The sequence below is a fragment of the Vibrio sp. ZF57 genome (assembly GCF_001691235.1).
GTDB classification, from domain to species: Bacteria; Pseudomonadota; Gammaproteobacteria; order Enterobacterales; family Vibrionaceae; genus Vibrio; species Vibrio crassostreae_C.
The window spans coordinates 116,546-132,638 of the sequence record NZ_MAKD01000116.1 but is presented as its reverse complement, the minus strand read 5'-3'; the positions used below and the strand labels follow the sequence as shown (position 1 = coordinate 132,638).

General features: G+C 42.9%; 12 protein-coding genes. 7 read left to right on the top strand and 5 right to left on the bottom strand.

Annotated elements, in window-relative coordinates:
• Positions 1-55: 55 nt before the first annotated feature.
• The 5 genes from A6D97_RS18335 to A6D97_RS18315 form a co-directional block, all read right to left on the bottom strand.
• Positions 56-2,176 (bottom strand): carboxylesterase family protein, encoded by a 2,121-nt coding sequence (locus tag A6D97_RS18335; RefSeq protein ID WP_065584981.1) that lies wholly within the window; start codon positions 2,174-2,176, stop codon positions 56-58.
• Between the two features lie 266 nt (positions 2,177-2,442).
• Positions 2,443-4,104, bottom strand: a complete 1,662-nt coding sequence (locus tag A6D97_RS18330) for a hypothetical protein (protein WP_065584980.1) — start codon at positions 4,102-4,104, stop codon at positions 2,443-2,445.
• A gap of 325 nt (positions 4,105-4,429) precedes the next feature.
• Positions 4,430-5,785, bottom strand: a complete 1,356-nt coding sequence (locus tag A6D97_RS18325; protein WP_065584979.1) for an FUSC family protein — start codon at positions 5,783-5,785, stop codon at positions 4,430-4,432.
• 13 nt (positions 5,786-5,798) lie between these two features.
• Positions 5,799-6,659 carry an HlyD family secretion protein gene (locus A6D97_RS18320; RefSeq protein ID WP_065584978.1) on the bottom strand — a complete coding sequence of 287 codons (861 nt, stop codon included), beginning with the start codon at positions 6,657-6,659 and terminating at the stop codon, positions 5,799-5,801.
• Positions 6,660-6,669: 10 nt separating this feature from the next.
• Complete coding sequence (locus tag A6D97_RS18315; protein WP_065584977.1) at positions 6,670-6,882, bottom strand: DUF1656 domain-containing protein; 213 nt, start codon at positions 6,880-6,882, stop codon at positions 6,670-6,672.
• A gap of 469 nt (positions 6,883-7,351) precedes the next feature.
• Between A6D97_RS18315 and aspT the strand changes: the two genes are divergently transcribed.
• The 7 genes from aspT to A6D97_RS18280 all read left to right on the top strand — a co-directional run bounded on the left by aspT (position 7,352) and on the right by A6D97_RS18280 (position 15,902).
• Entirely contained in the window at positions 7,352-9,067 is a 1,716-nt protein-coding gene (gene aspT, locus A6D97_RS18310) for an aspartate-alanine antiporter (protein WP_065584976.1), read from the top strand.
• A 117-nt stretch (positions 9,068-9,184) separates the two neighbouring features.
• Complete coding sequence (locus tag A6D97_RS18305) at positions 9,185-10,780, top strand: bifunctional aspartate transaminase/aspartate 4-decarboxylase (protein ID WP_065584975.1); 1,596 nt, start codon at positions 9,185-9,187, stop codon at positions 10,778-10,780.
• Between the two features lie 70 nt (positions 10,781-10,850).
• Positions 10,851-12,059, top strand: a complete 1,209-nt coding sequence (gene gltS, locus A6D97_RS18300; protein WP_017061004.1) for a sodium/glutamate symporter — start codon at positions 10,851-10,853, stop codon at positions 12,057-12,059.
• 98 nt (positions 12,060-12,157) lie between these two features.
• On the top strand, positions 12,158-13,015 hold the full coding sequence (gene pdxY, locus A6D97_RS18295; RefSeq protein WP_065584974.1) for a pyridoxal kinase PdxY: 858 nt from the start codon (positions 12,158-12,160) through the stop codon (positions 13,013-13,015).
• Between the two features lie 213 nt (positions 13,016-13,228).
• Positions 13,229-14,401, top strand: a complete 1,173-nt coding sequence (locus A6D97_RS18290; protein ID WP_017064613.1) for a patatin-like phospholipase family protein — start codon at positions 13,229-13,231, stop codon at positions 14,399-14,401.
• Between the two features lie 17 nt (positions 14,402-14,418).
• Entirely contained in the window at positions 14,419-14,844 is a 426-nt protein-coding gene (locus tag A6D97_RS18285) for a hypothetical protein (protein ID WP_065584973.1), read from the top strand.
• Between the two features lie 158 nt (positions 14,845-15,002).
• A complete protein-coding gene (locus A6D97_RS18280; protein ID WP_065584972.1) occupies positions 15,003-15,902 on the top strand; it encodes a LysR family transcriptional regulator in 900 nt (299 codons plus the stop codon).
• Positions 15,903-16,093: the final 191 nt, after the last annotated feature.

The following is a 16,093-nucleotide window of genomic DNA, read 5'->3' as shown; positions in this document are numbered from 1 at the left end:
GATATAAAAACGGCCAGCGAACTGGCCGTGAAAGTAGGAGGGGTGCTGAATATGATTAGTTTAGGTACCAGTCCCAAGGCATAAGACCTTGCTCTGCTAGACCCGTTAAGCGACCTTCACGAAGCTTTGGATCAACACCTGGGTTTGTGACATAGTCCCAGTCGAAGGTTGTACTATTGTCGCTGAATCCTGCACCATCAATTACAAGCACATTGTCGGCAGCATCGCTGTACTGGTAGCTCTGGAATAATTCATCGCTAAACCAAAGACGCGAAATTTCATTCATTAATGCTTTTTCTTTGCTTGATGGATTTACTTCGCTTCCATCAAAACGTACAGCTTTGTTGAACATAAATGGCAGTTCTGAACCGTTACATGCACCGCTGATGCAACCAATCGTTTTGAATAGATCAATGATTGACAGTTGGTCGTATTCACCCGTTTCTTCATTTAGACCTGTTTTAAAGTTCCACATGTTAAAGCTTGGTTTGTGCTCAAAGTGGTATAGCGTTGCTTCTACTTCGCTGTTTGCTGCCATATAACGAGCTGGGCCATTGAACAAGGTATCATTTAGCAGGGTTTTAAATTGCTTCATGTTGTCAAGAGCACCACCTATGCTAGCTTCTGAGTTAGGGTAGAAATCCGTTAGAGCCAGAATATCTTGGGTTTGCTGGTGGCTAGTGATCTCGACAATGTCGACCAAGCAACCTACGGTACCCGTAATGTCGTTTGTATTAATGCATCCAGTCATTTCAAGTAGATCACCTTCTAGCTTTGCACCATAAAATAAACCCGTTACTGCGCTGTAAGCACTGCTTGGCAATACAAGATCTACTGAAACTTCATCACTTGCTTGCTCAGATAGTTTTTGCTGTAGAAGAACGATGTTGTTTTCATCTTCTAACCAGTTAACCATAGCTAGAGCTAGCTTTGCTGGATCTTCATTAGTAAGCAGTTCAGGTTCATCATCTATTAATAACTCGATGACCGTCGGAATTAAGAACGTAGTAGTAAAGAGCATGCCAAAGCTGTTTGATTCATGTGCATTTTCACCTAGGACAGTTGGTACTGATAAGCCTGCTTGCATTGGTGATTCTGTTGGTTCGCTACAGCCACCACCAATCAATTTAGTTTTTTCACACAATATGTATGGTGCAAAAGGCATCAGGTTTGACATTGGAGTCTCATCTGCTGCTGGGCTCAGAATTGGGATTTGCAAAGAACCTAACAACCAATTTTTTAGCTGTTCAATACCATTCAAAGCTGTCTCTTGCGATGCCATGATCTCGTCGACCGAAGTGTCTACATCAAAGTTATTGTTGCGGCTCTTAGCAACGTCATAGCTAGGATACTCAAAACCATACGGGTTGCTCTGCATGATTGCACGTTGGAAATATTGACCTGCGATATCATCATCTTGCTGTAAGAAACCAATAGACATAGCACCAGAGCCTTGACCCATAACGGTTACATTTTGAGCGTTACCACCGAAGTCGGTAATATTATTGTGTACCCACTCCAAGGCACGCTTCTGGTCACCTAGGCCATAGTTGCCATCTTTGTTCGCGCCTTTAACCCATTGAGTACCTAACTGACCAAGACGGTAGTTAAAGCTTACATAGATGAAAGGCTTACCATCGTCGCTTCCTTGAGCAACCACGGTATCACCGTGCACAAGTGCTTCAGAACCTGAGCCATATTCGAAGTCACCACCGTGGATAAATACATAAACCGGTAGATCGGCGTCAGAATCTACGCCTGCTGGACGCCAAATATTCAGGTTCAAACAGTCTTCGCTTTGAGCTTGCTCAGTATCGTGGATTTGCATACATGTATCACCAAATGAAGTGGCGTCGACTATACCTTCAGAGTTCATCAAAGCAGTTAAATCGATAGAGTTACTGTGCTCAAAACGCTCGGCTTCCGCAAAACGAATTCCTTTAAAGATTTCAACAGAAGACAGTTTGTCGTCTTCAGAATTAGACGTAATCACCAGCTCTTCTTTAGACGCTGTGATCATCGAATCGCCGATTTGAGTAGTAAAGGTTTCCGCAGGCGCCGGCACGAGAGGTGTTGGTTCTTCTGGCATTGGAACCGTTGGTTTACTGTCTGTGTCACAGCCTGCAAGAGCGGCCGCAATAGCGAGTGCGATAAGAGAACGATATGCAATAGTCATAAAAAAGTTTCCACAATAGAATTTGGTAAAGTAACGAACAGCGCATCGATACCGTCAAACCTGTCGTTCCATCAGGTAATTCGCTCCATCATTGGTGCGTTTGACGTGGTTGTTTTTTACTTGCTCTCTTTTTGAAAGCAAGGGTTGGCGCAATGTCGTTGATATGACGTCAGCGTAAGCAAACGTGAGGTTTACACCGACATCAGAATAAAACGAGCTAATAGTTCAAGAGTTAAGAGCTTATTCGGTCTAGAAGCTCAAACGTTCTAGAAGCGATAGCCAAGGTTCAACGTGACCGCCGAGCGAGTTTCGCCCTTGTTGTAAAGAACAGTCATGTTGTAGTGCTTGCCAATCTGTTTATTGACTCCAGTTAAGAATGCCCATTGGTCGATGTCGACACCAACGTCGTAATCAAACTCAATATCGCCAGTTTTTACCCTACCTTGCATACGTGAATCTAAACCTTGGTATTCAGCACCAACGAAGAATTGAGCGCGATAATCCACCAACTGGTAGCCCAACATTGGCTGAACCGTGACAATACCGTCGCCCCAATCATTCATCCCTTTCATACGCGTTTGTGAATACGTGCCGGTCACTGATGCAAAGAACTCTTTATAACCAACAGATAATGTTGTACCCGCACCGCGTAAGTCATATTCGAGATGCAGTGGTACATTTAAACGGCCACTGTTACACAGTGCTGATACGCCCTCGCACAGTTTGTCACCTAGACCAGGTAATTTGTTATTGAGTTTATCTTGTAGATATTCTCCCGCAGCGCCGGTGTAAGAGGCATCAATGTTCGCGTCAACGTTTACCTTTCCTACATATCCGAATACATTCCAGAATGGCAGGATATTAATATCACCACGTATAGAAAGGCTTTCCGCGTTGACTGTCGCGACACTGTCTTCAGGGTCGAAGAGGTCATTTAAGCGCACACCGCCAATCACGTAATCGGTCATAGGAAGGTTCATGTCTTGATTGCGATAAGCAACTGAAACACCGAATGGTAATGGCAAATCGATACCTTGACGACGCACCATGTCACCCATTAAAGGGAATACTCGATCTAACTTAACAGTCGCTTCTTGCATACGAGGATCTGAAACTTCTTCTAGACGCTCTTCATGCAGGACATTAACGCCTTTGTCGTCTTCATAAATTGCGACTGGTTCAGTTACAGTGCTCATGGTCATCGGTTTCTTTTTAGACGTACCCTCAATGTCAATTGTCTTACGTTCAATAACGACTTTACCAGAGTCTAACGATTGTAAATCAATCACTTGGTAATAGGTATCGACTTTGGACTTACCAAGATTAAATGGCTTGTCGTTGGTGATTACCATGCGTTTTGGTGTGCCGCCTACAAGTTCAATATCAACATTCAAGAAACGGAAATAGGCGATGTCTTGTGGTAAGCCGTATTTCGAATAGTTGAAGCTAATGGTCACGTCGCCGTTGTCTTTTTCATGGATTTTCACTGACGATGGATCGAAGCTTTCTGCATAATTTCTTAGGCGATACTCAGTGCGCGTAAACTCTTCAATTTCATCGATCAGTTTTTCGTTTTCATCCAGCTCTTGCGGATTGTATTTGATGCGCAGATCAATGTTGCCTTTGTTGTCCGTATTTTTGATCAGATAAACCGATGACTCGCGAATGTCGTCGCCTACCTTAATCGTACGCTGCGCGTGCTCAACCAAATGTTCGCCTTGAACAAGAGAGCTGATTGCAAGCTTTGGTAAATCATGACTAATCCCATATTTGTCAAATAGGGCACGGCCTTGTTCCATAGATTCACTGTAAGTAGTGGCTTCGTCTGTAGCTGAAGCGTAAAAAGGGGTTGTAACTAATAGAGCGCTCGCTAAGACAGAAAGTGAATAGTTCTTACAGGCGCTTTTGCTCATTTCAAAAATACTCATGACGGTTTCCACGCTGAGTAGCCTCAAACCTTCGAGACTCAAACAGACAATGTTGTACTGAACTTCGTGTGCAGTATGTAATGTACCTATCCGAGAGAATTAAATTGGTGAATACTTCTCTTGGGTATGCATCGCTTCAATCAATGAGAGTATTCTAAAATGAGAGGGGAAAAGTCGTTAATCGCGTTTGATGGATGCTATCCTCACTTAGTTAAATTTATAGTTAAATGCATGATTTAATTGTCTTTAAATGGATAAAAAACGGTCTGCGAAGTAAAAATACTTGGCAGGCCGTTTTGTTTTGAATTGTTGGGTGTATTTAGTTCTAAGCAGTTACCTTCACTCTAAATAGATCAGTAAACAACTTAGCTATCATCAGAATAATCATTATGTTTACGAGCATCAAAAGTGGCGTTTCAATTCTATAAACCGGTGTGAGGTTGAGTGCACCAGACGTGAGAACAACTAGCAAGTTAATACCCAATATTCGATGCACCATGAGTTTTGGTGTGTTGAATACTTTCCAAATCACGACAATATTGACGAAATAAAATAGGGCGAGCTCCCACAGTTCTGTCATCAAAGGCATAACAAAAATGTACTGCAATAAAATGACAGTGCCTGTACCTAAAACACCAAAAAAAGCATCTTTGATTATGCTCGGTGGCATCGTTGGCACCATACAAGAAAATACGCCCGCAATCATAGGGAAAATAAACCCACCAGGTACGGGTAGATAAATCCAAATCAGTAAAGAGGTGACGAACATCAACACCCCCTGAAGTACCTTGCGCGCATCTTCATTCAAGTGTTGAACAAATGTACGGTGTTCATGGTGCCAAGACACCTCTTTGTTCAATTCCATGCCTAAAAGATCGTCCCCGATTAAAGAGTCGCTTGGTGTAGATACGCTAAAGCTCTCGATGCTTACAAGGACTGTAGACCAATTTGTTGTATCTTGATTTTCGCCTGAGACATGCTGTAACAGCTTGTCTTGTAGGTGAGCCATCTCATTGATGCGAAGTCGCCAATGTTGGATGTTTTCTTTTAGGTGATAGCTGCCCGTCAAAGGAAGTTCAGCCAACTGAAAAAGTTTGTCTATGTTGGCAGTATTACTTTCTAAGTCTTCTACATTAATGGTACCTGTTTCTTTCATAGCACGGATGAGTACCGCTCTACTATTATCGAAGCGGTCTAAGAACTGTTGTTCAGTGTTAACCGGCCAAATTAAACGATAGACGGCAGAAAAGGTCGCGATGCCAAGTACGGTTTCTTGTATGCGTAGTACGGCAAAATGGAAGGTCACTTGGCTATCAAACCCACCCATACAAGAAATAATCGAACAGACCGAGAAACCAATTGTAAACACATAACCATACTTCTCATCACTAGACATGAAAATACAAGTGCCTAAGAACACGGTAAAAAATGTTAGAAACAAAAATCGATCTTGTGAAAACATCGCAATGAGGAAAAAGGCATAACCGGTCCCTAACAAGGTTCCCATTAATCGGTTATGACCTTTGTTTATCGCATGAGCAAAACTCTCATTCAATGCCATCACTGCAACCGCAATCGCTGCCCAATATGGCTTCTCCCATCCGAACCATAAGGCCAGACATATAGAAATAACGATAGAAAGCGCCGCTTTGATCGCTTCTTTAGTCGATGCAGTGAGCATAAATATCACCTAACTATTTGATTATTTTTATCGAGGCAGTCATGCCAACGCGCAGTTGTAAATCTTCTGGTCTTTCGTCTAACGTCACTTTGATAGGAATGCGTTGAGCTAGGCGTATCCATTGGAAGTTTGGATTCACATTTGGCAATAAGTCATTACCTGTGCTCCCATCTTGCTTGGCGATACCAAAACCAATACTTTTGATATGTCCTCTTAGTTGAACATTGTTATGCATCATCAGTGTCACATAGGCAGTGTCTTGAACGTCGACTCCGACTAAGTCTGTCTCTTTGAAATAACCTTCAATCCAAAAACTATCCTCATCAATTAACGCGACAACGGGCGTGTTTGCGACTACTTGTGAGCCTTCACGTAGGCTTAGATTAGTAATATAACCATTAGTTGGCGCATACACCTTTGTATACTCAAGGTTAAGTTGTGCTTCTTCGACGTTTGCTTTAGCCAGTTGAACGTTCGCAGACGAAGTCTCAACCGCATTACTGAGGTTGTTTAGCGTTAAAACTGGAATAGCACCTGGCGTTCTTTTTTCTAAGTTCAGTGCGCGTTGCTCTTCATTCTTTGCTTTTGCAAGTAATGCTAATGCTTGTTTTTGAGAAGCTAAGGCCTTGTGATAGGCAGCTTCGTAAAGGCTTGGGTCGATTTCGAACAGAATATCGCCTTTGGCCACTTGAGAGTTATCATTAACATGGACTTTCGTTACTTGGCCTGTGACACGTGGTGTTATAGACACAATATAAGCACTCACCTGACCGTCTCTAGTCCAAGGGTTGCTTGAATAAGATTGGTAATATCCATAAATGACAGAGCCAGCGGCTGAGAATAATAGGAGTGTAATGAGATAACGTTTTATCACAGGAATTGCCTCAAAAAATGGTAATGAATTGGCCAATGATGCCAGTAAAAATGACGATTAGGCTTAACTCAGCTAATGCAGGAAGTGCTACATATTTATGAAGTCCTAATCTGGTTGTGATTGAGCCGGTCAATATCGTCAACACATAAGCCAATGCGACAACCAGTAACAGTGGTGGAAAGTAAACCTCCCCCCATACGAGCTCATACGGCATGGTATTCATGGTCTTGTTCTCTATTTGTTTAATGAATGTAACGATAGCGGGGTTACATTTATTGTGATAATCGCTTATAGAGGGTCGGATCCATCAAAATCCAACTTTATTCGGTGATTATGCCAACTGCATCTTTGTTTAGTGCTGTAACCCAGTAGAAAAAGGAAAGATAGGTTAAGGTTTTTGGTGGAAAAACATTTAATCGAAATTTATTTCAAAAATAACCCCGTTTATTGTCTTAAAATAAATGGCTTAAAAACAATAATTTAAATTAAGATTACACTCCAATGCCTCCCCAAGCTGTCAAAGTGATGATCTGATCCATCAAATGGGATTACATAATAAAACCTTTTGTTCTTAATATTCGGTTCGAAGCAACGAGATGCTTTATTTATTTTGAATAATCCAACAAATATCATTATTAAGTTATTCGTTAGATTATTTAATCCTTATATTTAGTAACAAGAGTAAATTTGTCATGGATATTATTTCTAATCTGTTTGACATGGCACCATTTGTCGCATTATTTATTACACTCTCATTGGGTTATATGGTTGGTAAAATTACTATCGGCCGATTTGTTTTAGGCGGTGTGGCCGGAACATTATTAATGGGCGTAATTATTGGGCAATTTGGTGTTCAGATTGATCCCGGCGTAAAAAGTATTTTCTTTGCGCTCTTTATTTATGCTGTGGGTTATCAAGGCGGCGCACAATTCTTTAAAGCGCTTAACTTTAGAACCATCAACATTCTGTTGTCTGCGGTTGTTATGACGGTTTCAGGCTTATTGTGTGTACTTGCCGCTGCGTGGTTGTTTGACTTAGATAGAGGCACTGCTGCGGGCCTAGCTGCCGGTGGTTTAACTCAGTCTGCGATCATTGGTACTGCAGGCGATGCGATCGCCCGTTTGGGTGGTGTGTCTGAAGAAGCCAAACATCTGATGCAAACTAACGTTGCTGTAGGTTACGCTGTAACATACATCTTTGGTTCATTAGGTCCAATCTTGATGGTGACTTGGGTATTCCCAACGTTGATGAAGTGGGACATTCGCTCTGAAGCAATCAAAATGGCAGAAGCGAACTCAGATGGTAATGCAGAGCTTGGTGCTGGTGAATTCAATGCGATGACAAAACTTGAGACTCGCGCTTTTGAAATCAAAGCAGAGAGCAAAGTGAATGGTTTGACACTAGCCCAAATCAATCAAGATTCAATAGACGCATGCATCGAAGTTATCGAGCGTGATGGCAAAGCGATTGAAGCAGACAAATTTACTAAGCTTCAACAAGGCGATGTTCTGGTTATCACAGGTACTCGTAAAGCCATTGGTCAGTTGAAAGGTGACTCTGTTGGCTCTGAAGTTGTGCTTCCAGAAGAGTACGAAGTCATTGAAGAGAACCGTCAGCTTATCGCAGACAACAAACAACTGATTGGCCGTACACTAGGTCAAATCAAATCAGAAGCGAACAAAGGCACTTACCGTGGTGTTTATGTGACTGACTACCTTCGCGAAGGTGTATCAATCCCAGTTCACGCTGACCTTGTTGTTAAGAAAAATGATGTTATTCAATTAACTGGCTCACCAAGCGATATTAATCGTGTTCAAGGTACAATCGGTAAGCCAATGAACTCAGCAACAATGACTGACTTCATTGTACTAGGCATGGGTATGGTATTGGGTCTTTTGATTGGCCTAATCAACTTCAAAATTGCAGGTATTCCGGTCACTATCGGCTCTGGTGCAGGCTGTCTAGTGTCAGGTCTGATTGTTGGTTGGTTACGCAGCCGTAACCCACATGTGGCGCAATTCCCAGGATCAGCAGCAAGCTTTATTCGCGACTTCGGTCTAGCAGCATTCGTGGGTATCGTTGGTCTTGAGGCTGGCCCTCAAGCGGTAGACACCATCAAAGAACACGGTATGAGCCTACTATTCTTGGGTGTTGCGGTAACCATCATTCCACAGATTATTTCATTCTTCTTCTCGTACTTTGTATTGAAGATAAAGAACCCAGTAGAAGCGTTAGGTTGTGTAACCGGTGGTCGAAGTGCAAACCCAGCGTTTGCGGCATTGATGGAAAAAACAGGCAATGCAACTCCAGTATTCTCATTCACAGTGACTTACGCAGTAGCCAACGTGCTATTGACCCTTTGGGGACCAATCATCGTCGGCATTATCTCCGTCAACGCTGGTATGTAATTCAGACTATAACGTCAGTCTAAGACGTCAATCCAATTAAAACACTAAGCGATTCCCTGGCCAAACATAGGGAAGGGGGATCGACTTGCTAAAATTTATGAAAGTAAGGTATCTATTATGACTACTCAAACTCCAACTATCGATTTTTCAAAATTCGCTGACCTAAGCCCATTCGAGCTAAAAGACAAACTGATTGAAGTGGCGCAAGCTGTGCCAGATCGTGCACTTCTTGATGCAGGTCGTGGTAACCCTAACTTCCTAGCAACGCTACCTCGTAAAGCCTTCATCCGTCTTGGTGAGTTTGCGGTAGCAGAAGCAGAGCGTAACTACGCTTACCTAGGTGGTGATTTCGGTGGTATCCCTGATGGTGTTGGCATCGTTGAGCGTTTCGACACGTTCGCAAGCCAATATGCAGCAGACAAAGGCGTTGACTTCCTACGTCGTGCACTAAGCTACGCAAAAGACCGTCTAGGTATCGAAAAACAAGCGTTCCTAAACGAGCTAGTACTGGCTTACCTTGCGTGTAACTACCCAGTACCACCACGTATGCTAGTGAACATCGAGAAAGTGGTTAAACAATACATCGCAGAAGAGATGTACGGCCCAATGCCAATGACGACTAACTTTGACTTGTTCGCAACAGAAGGCGGCACAGCGTCAATGACGTACACGTTCGCAACCATGTTCAACAATGGTCTATTGAAAAAAGGTGACAAAGTTGCGCTAATCACGCCAATCTTTACACCTTACCTAGAAATCCCAGAGCTAGCAGAGTATGAGCTGGAAATCGTTGAGCTACGCCTTGATGAGACGACTTGGCAGCTACCAATGTCTGAAATTGAAAAACTTGCAGATACAGACATCAAACTGCTTTGCGTTGTTAACCCTGCAAACCCAGCATCAGTTAAATTCTCTGATGAAACTATGGATAACCTAGCAAACTTCGTCAACGAGCAGCGTAAAGACCTATTCATCATCACTGATGACGTTTACGGCACATTCGCAGATGAGTTTGTTTCTCTGTTCGCAAAACTACCGTACAACACACTATGTGTTTACTCATTCTCTAAATACTTCGGTGCAACAGGCTGGCGTCTAGGCACTATCGGTATTCACGATGAGAACGTGTTCGACGATACACTTCGCTCATTCAGCGAAGAGACACAGTGCCAATTGGATGACCGTTACAAAACACTGACTCCAGAGCCACGTGACATTAAGTTCATCGACCGCATCGTTGCGGATAGCCGTAGCGTAGCCTTGAATCACACTGCCGGTCTATCTCTACCGCAACAAGTGCAAATGGCGATGTTTGCTCTAACTTGTCTAATGGACTCAGAAGGTCGCTACAAAGCCGCTTGTAAACGCATCATCCGTGAGCGCTACACAACGCTTTACAAAAACATGGGTGTAGCAATCGAAGAGAACAAAGACCGTGTGGATTACTACACACTACTAGAGCTAGACACGCTAGGTGGCAAACTTTACGGTCAAGAGTTTGTCGACTGGTTCAAAGCTAACGAGAAAGGTAAAGACTTCCTATTCCGTCTTGCTCACGAAACTGGCGTCATCTTACTACCTGGTAAAGGTTTCGACACAGTACACGCCTCAGTACGCGTATCACTAGCGAACCTTACTCACCACGAGTACGAGCTAATTGGCCGTGCAACACGCACTGTGTTGGATGAGTACTTCCAAGAGTTCTCTGCGTAATTCGTAGTTGCTAGAAAATATAAGCCCCGTCAAGTCGGGGCTTTTTTATTCGGTTGTTTAGGTCGTGATAATGAATGTAATTTCTGTAAATGCCGTTGAATCTGCCATTTTGGCACTCTTGATGTTGTTGTTTGGTGAGGTAACCAAAAAACACACACCAATATTAAGTAAATATCATATCCCAGGGCCGGTGATTGGTGGGTGCATCGCAGCCTTAATTACTACTTGCTTATATCGCATGGGAATGGAGTTCGAATTTGAACTTCCTTATAAAGAGACGTTGATGCTGATGTTTTTCGCAGGCATTGGTTTAAGCGCAAATATCAAGCAGCTATTCCAAGGTGGACGCTTGTTCGTTGTCTTTCTCGGAATCGCCGTTGTTTATATTATTTTTCAGGACGCTATTGGTGTCGCTGCAGCCTCGTTCTTAGGGCTGGATCCTAAGCTAGGACTGATGACGGGCTCTATCACCCTATCAGGTGGGCATGGTACAGGTGCTGCATGGGCGTCGATGTTTCATGACCATTTTGGTGTCGATAATGCACTCGAAATCGCGATGGCCTGTGCCACTTTTGGTCTTGTGATTGGCGGTATTATCGGAGCGCCTTTAGGTACGTATTTGGTTGAAAAAAATCAACTTTCAACACCGAACGTACATGCAGCAGATGTGGAACACAAAAAGGCCCATCACATGCCGACTAAGGGCAATGTACTACATGGCATCGGAAGCGTTGTTCTTTTAGCATGCTGTGTTGAGCTCAGCCAAATGCTACATAGTTTAGTGCTTGTGCTCGATGTGCATTGGCTGAACATGGTGCCAAATTTCGTCTATGCGTTATTTGTTGGTGCACTATTCTCAACACTATTTAGCGAGAGCAAACCTGCCAAGATTGCGATGGTCGAAGTGGCACGTTTAAGCTCAATTGCCCTAAGTGTCTTCTTATCTATGGCATTGCTTGAAATCAAACTTTGGCAGCTGTTTGATATGGCGTTGTCGCTGGTGGTTATCCTAACGATTCAAACATTGTTTACTATTGTGTTTGTTACGTCCGTTACCTATAAGCTACTCGGTAAAAATTATGATGCCGCGGTGATGGCAAGTGGTCATGCGGGCTTTGGTTTGGGTGCGACACCGACAGCCATGCTCAATATGAATGGTATCACGGGTTACTACGGCCCATCGCCACAAGCGTATTTTATCGTGCCGTTAATTGGTGCGTTCTTTATCGATCTCTCAAACCTAATCGTTATAGAGACATTCTTACATTTCATGTCTTGATGGATCTTCCCCATCAAAGGGGATTACCAAAGTTCAGTACTTTGACTTTAAAATTTACTCAAGACATCAAAAACTATATTCAGAAGAGGAGTGACGGTTTGAAAGGTGTAATTTCAATTCAGTCTCATGTGGTCTTTGGCCATGCTGGCAATAGCTCTGCCGTTTTTCCTATGCAACGTATGGGACTCGATGTGTGGCCAATCCACACTGTTCAGTTCTCTAATCACACTCAATATCAACAAGGTTGGACCGGGCAAACATTCGGCTCAGATGATATTCGAAACTTGATTCGAGGCTTAGACAACATCAACGTACTGAAAGACTGTGGTGCGATCCTATCGGGTTATCAGGGAAGCGCAGACCAATGTAAAGCGGTTGCCGAGTCGGTTAATTTAGTTAAAGAAAAGAACCACAGTGCACTCTATGTTTGTGACCCTGTAATGGGTGACCCAGATAAAGGTTGTATCGTTGAGGATGGCGTTAGAACCGCCATTACTAAACACTTGCTTCCTATTGCCGATGTTATAGTGCCAAACCAATTTGAACTAAGTGAATTGACCGGCATTAAAATCCTCTCCCTTTATGACGCGGTTACAGCATGTAAGAAAGCATTGGAGCTTGGTCCAAAGATGGTGCTCGTGAAGCATCTTCACTCATTACCCGATGACGCGTTCAGTATGATTTTAGCAACGAAAAAGGCATGTTATTTAGCCCAACGACCGAACATTGAATTTGCTCAACAACCGGTTGGTGTCGGTGACCTTATCTCTGGCCTGTTTACCGCAGGGTTAATAAAGAGAATGTCTCCCGTAGCTGCATTCCGACATGCAAATAACGCGGTCTATGGTGTGTTGGAGCTAACTAAAAGCTATGGCACTTGGGAGCTACAAACAATCAATGCACAATATGAATTTGTAGAGCCTACCCACGATTTCAACGTGGTCAAAATCGGGTAGAGCGTTTAACTCCGATAGTGGTGGAGGGTGTACCTATTCGATGGGTCGCATCCTACAAACGAGATTACGAGCTAAGACTAAACCTAGCTATATTACTCCCAGAAAGAGACGGACTTCACTTTATCCCTATTTATTAACTTCTCTGTTTATAGCTGTTCTTTTGATTAAACAGAGTTTCTGAATCATTTTAGAGAACATTAAATGAGCCTAATTATGAACCGTCTAATTTCCTCGGGTTTTACCGTTGCTTTGTCATTACTTGTAGTGGCATGTAGCTCACCCCACACGTTGGATGTACGCGTACACAAAGACAATTACAAAGAAGTGGTTGTAGAAGAAGCGATATCAGTAAAAGAGCCATTGCGTATGTGGGCGAGTGAGAACCCAGACTTCTTATACTCTCCAATCGATCAAACAACGCCAATTAAAGTGTCAGGTGAGCAACTAAATATCTTAGCTTTGTCAGGAGGCGGCGCGAACGGAGCCTTTGGAGCCGGTATTTTGATAGGGCTGGAAGAATCTGGCCAATTGAAAGACTACTCAATAGTTACTGGCATCAGTGCAGGAGCGCTAATAGCACCATTTGTATTCATCGGCGGAGATGCATTTCCGAAGATGAAGGAGGTGATGTTAAACATCAATGACAAATCAGTGCTCGGCAAAAAGAACTTTTTAAACACCGTGTTTAAAGATGCTTTTACTGACGGTAAAAACTTGAATCAATTTATCGCTCAGGCGTTCCCTGAACCGATGATCGAGCAAATTGCTGCGCGACACCGCAACGGTAAGCGTTTGTTTATTGGTAGCACACACTTTGATTCTGGAGAGCTTGTCATTTGGAATGTGGGCGCAATTGCAAATAGTGATATGCCAGATAAGTCTGAACTTATATATAAGGTTTTAGCAGCAAGTGCTTCTATTCCTGGAGTCTTCCCACCGCAGTTTATCAATGTGAAGTACGAAGGTAAAAGTTATGAAGAACTTCACGTCGATGGTGGTTTAGCCGCTCAAGTATTTTTCAATCCATCTAACTTCGACTATCAGCAGATCTCAGATGCTCTTGGGTTAGAAAAACCACCACAGCTCGATGTTATTCGAAATGGAGCACTGAAAGCGCCGTACCACTCGCTGAGAGATAAGGGTCTAGATTTAGTAGCAAAGAGCGTATCAAGCCTGACTCTTGCTCAAACACGTGGTGATTTATACCGAATGAAATACATCTGTGAAATCAACAACATTGATATGCAATTTACTTACATCGAGCACGACTTTGGTTACGCCAAACGAACCAAAGACATGTTTGATGAACACTATTTATTAACCATATACGAATATGGTTATCACAAAGCAACTCAGGGCAAACCTTGGGTAACAGAATTACCTTAATTTAGGGATATCGTAAAATGAATAAAACAGCTTTAGCGCTACTTATCATGGCAACGTCTAGCGCTGCCATGGCACAAAATGTGACCTCAATGGAACAGCAAAAAGTCGATAACGACATGCTACAACTAGCCGACGTTCAACAAGAAGCTGCGTTGTTCATGGTTGAAGAAAATTCAGACTACGTGGCGATTGACTACATTGGTCAATGGGTTGACGTGAACAATTACGTCACACACAAGGAAGCCAAAGAACGCCAGCTTCAAAAGACCACCAAGAAATACATTTACTCGCAAACAGGTGAAACTCTAGAATCCATCGAGCAGCGAATTGCTGAGCATATTCAAGTGGAGCAACCTAGATATTTCAGTGTCGATATTTACCGCAATTACCACGGTGATTCTGGGGACTTTAACTATCTAGCCCGAGTTATCGAATACATTTAAGTTACTCGTTTAACATCAATGACAAAACCTACTGGCTTAAGTAGGTTTTTTTGTTTCAAATCGACGAATTTTTTTCACTAATATTATTCTGACAAAGTAGATATTTCGTCAACCTGTGGTAAATTAAATACATAACGATTAAAAGTAAGCACAATAAAATGAATTTCAGCATTGAACAACTTCTCGCGTTCGTTACCGTTTATGACCAACTCTCTTTCAGCAAAGCCGCCGTTAAACTCAATAAACACAGAACGACAATCGGGCAGGTTATTACTAACCTTGAAGACCAACTCGCGGTAAGCCTATTTGAAAGGGTTGGGCGCTCTGTAACGCCGACAGAAGATGGTCATCATCTTTACCACTACGCTAAGCAAACCATTGAGCAGGCGCGCACTTTTGACAAAGTGGCACTGAGCCTTTCCTATGGTGGGTTAGAAAGCATCACTTTCGCGTACTCGAATGTTGTTCCTCACGACTTGCTGCTTGAGATTCGCAAGAAGTTGAGTGGTGACTTCCCAATGATGCGAGTGAACTTTTTAGTTCGAAATAAATCAGATATCAAACACGGACTCCAAAATGGCGATTATCATTTCGGGTTAGTGAATGTGCATGAAAGTCGTGGAATACACAGCCTAGATTCCAGCTTCCTGGGACACATTGAATTTCTTCCTTTCGTCAAAAAGAATGGCAAGCTTGCATCGCTTGATCCCGACGAGCTGTTTACCGCCTTAAAAAGTTCAAAGCAGTTTATCTTGCGATCGCTGATTGAAGAGGGTATGTCTGATAAAGTCACATTCAGCTCAGACAATGAACAGGTCGATCAGTTAGGCTTGGTGATTAAGATGGTGGAAGCCGAATTAGGTTGGGCTTTACTGCCGACAACTTTTTCTGACAACGAATTTGCATATCACGACATTGAGCCTGTTAGGGCATCAGAGATGCTGTCGGGCTTGAAGTTTGGCTTCGCGCTTTGGTGTCCGCATTCGAAGCAAATGGAAGAAGTCAAACGGTCGATGTTATCAGTCATCAAGGGTTATACAGCAAAGTTGTCCAATTAGCCTAGCGTCATAAAATACACAGTTGTGGTTCAGCCCCCCCCCCATTTTTGTAGGGCGGCATCCTCTATATAAGAGTAGGGAAATGACGCTCGAATCGCTATTATTATTGTGCTGGCAGGGTCTTACCCTTCAGAGCAAATTCTTAATTTCAACTGTTTATTGCATGGATGCACACTTTTCAGCCGAGGCTA

What these genes read in the sequence shown, in the direction of transcription:
- A6D97_RS18290 (WP_017064613.1), top strand. Translation starts at nt 13,229, where the DNA reads ATGAACCGTCTAATTTCCTCGGGTTTTACCGTTGCTTTGTCATTACTT.
- A6D97_RS18330 (WP_065584980.1), bottom strand. Translation starts at nt 4,104, where the DNA reads ATGAGTATTTTTGAAATGAGCAAAAGCGCCTGTAAGAACTATTCACTT.
- A6D97_RS18280 (WP_065584972.1), top strand. Translation starts at nt 15,003, where the DNA reads ATGAATTTCAGCATTGAACAACTTCTCGCGTTCGTTACCGTTTATGAC.
- A6D97_RS18305 (WP_065584975.1), top strand. Translation starts at nt 9,185, where the DNA reads ATGACTACTCAAACTCCAACTATCGATTTTTCAAAATTCGCTGACCTA.
- A6D97_RS18315 (WP_065584977.1), bottom strand. Translation starts at nt 6,882, where the DNA reads ATGAATACCATGCCGTATGAGCTCGTATGGGGGGAGGTTTACTTTCCA.
- A6D97_RS18325 (WP_065584979.1), bottom strand. Translation starts at nt 5,785, where the DNA reads ATGCTCACTGCATCGACTAAAGAAGCGATCAAAGCGGCGCTTTCTATC.
- A6D97_RS18335 (WP_065584981.1), bottom strand. Translation starts at nt 2,176, where the DNA reads ATGACTATTGCATATCGTTCTCTTATCGCACTCGCTATTGCGGCCGCT.
- aspT (WP_065584976.1), top strand. Translation starts at nt 7,352, where the DNA reads ATGGATATTATTTCTAATCTGTTTGACATGGCACCATTTGTCGCATTA.
- gltS (WP_017061004.1), top strand. Translation starts at nt 10,851, where the DNA reads ATGAATGTAATTTCTGTAAATGCCGTTGAATCTGCCATTTTGGCACTC.
- A6D97_RS18285 (WP_065584973.1), top strand. Translation starts at nt 14,419, where the DNA reads ATGAATAAAACAGCTTTAGCGCTACTTATCATGGCAACGTCTAGCGCT.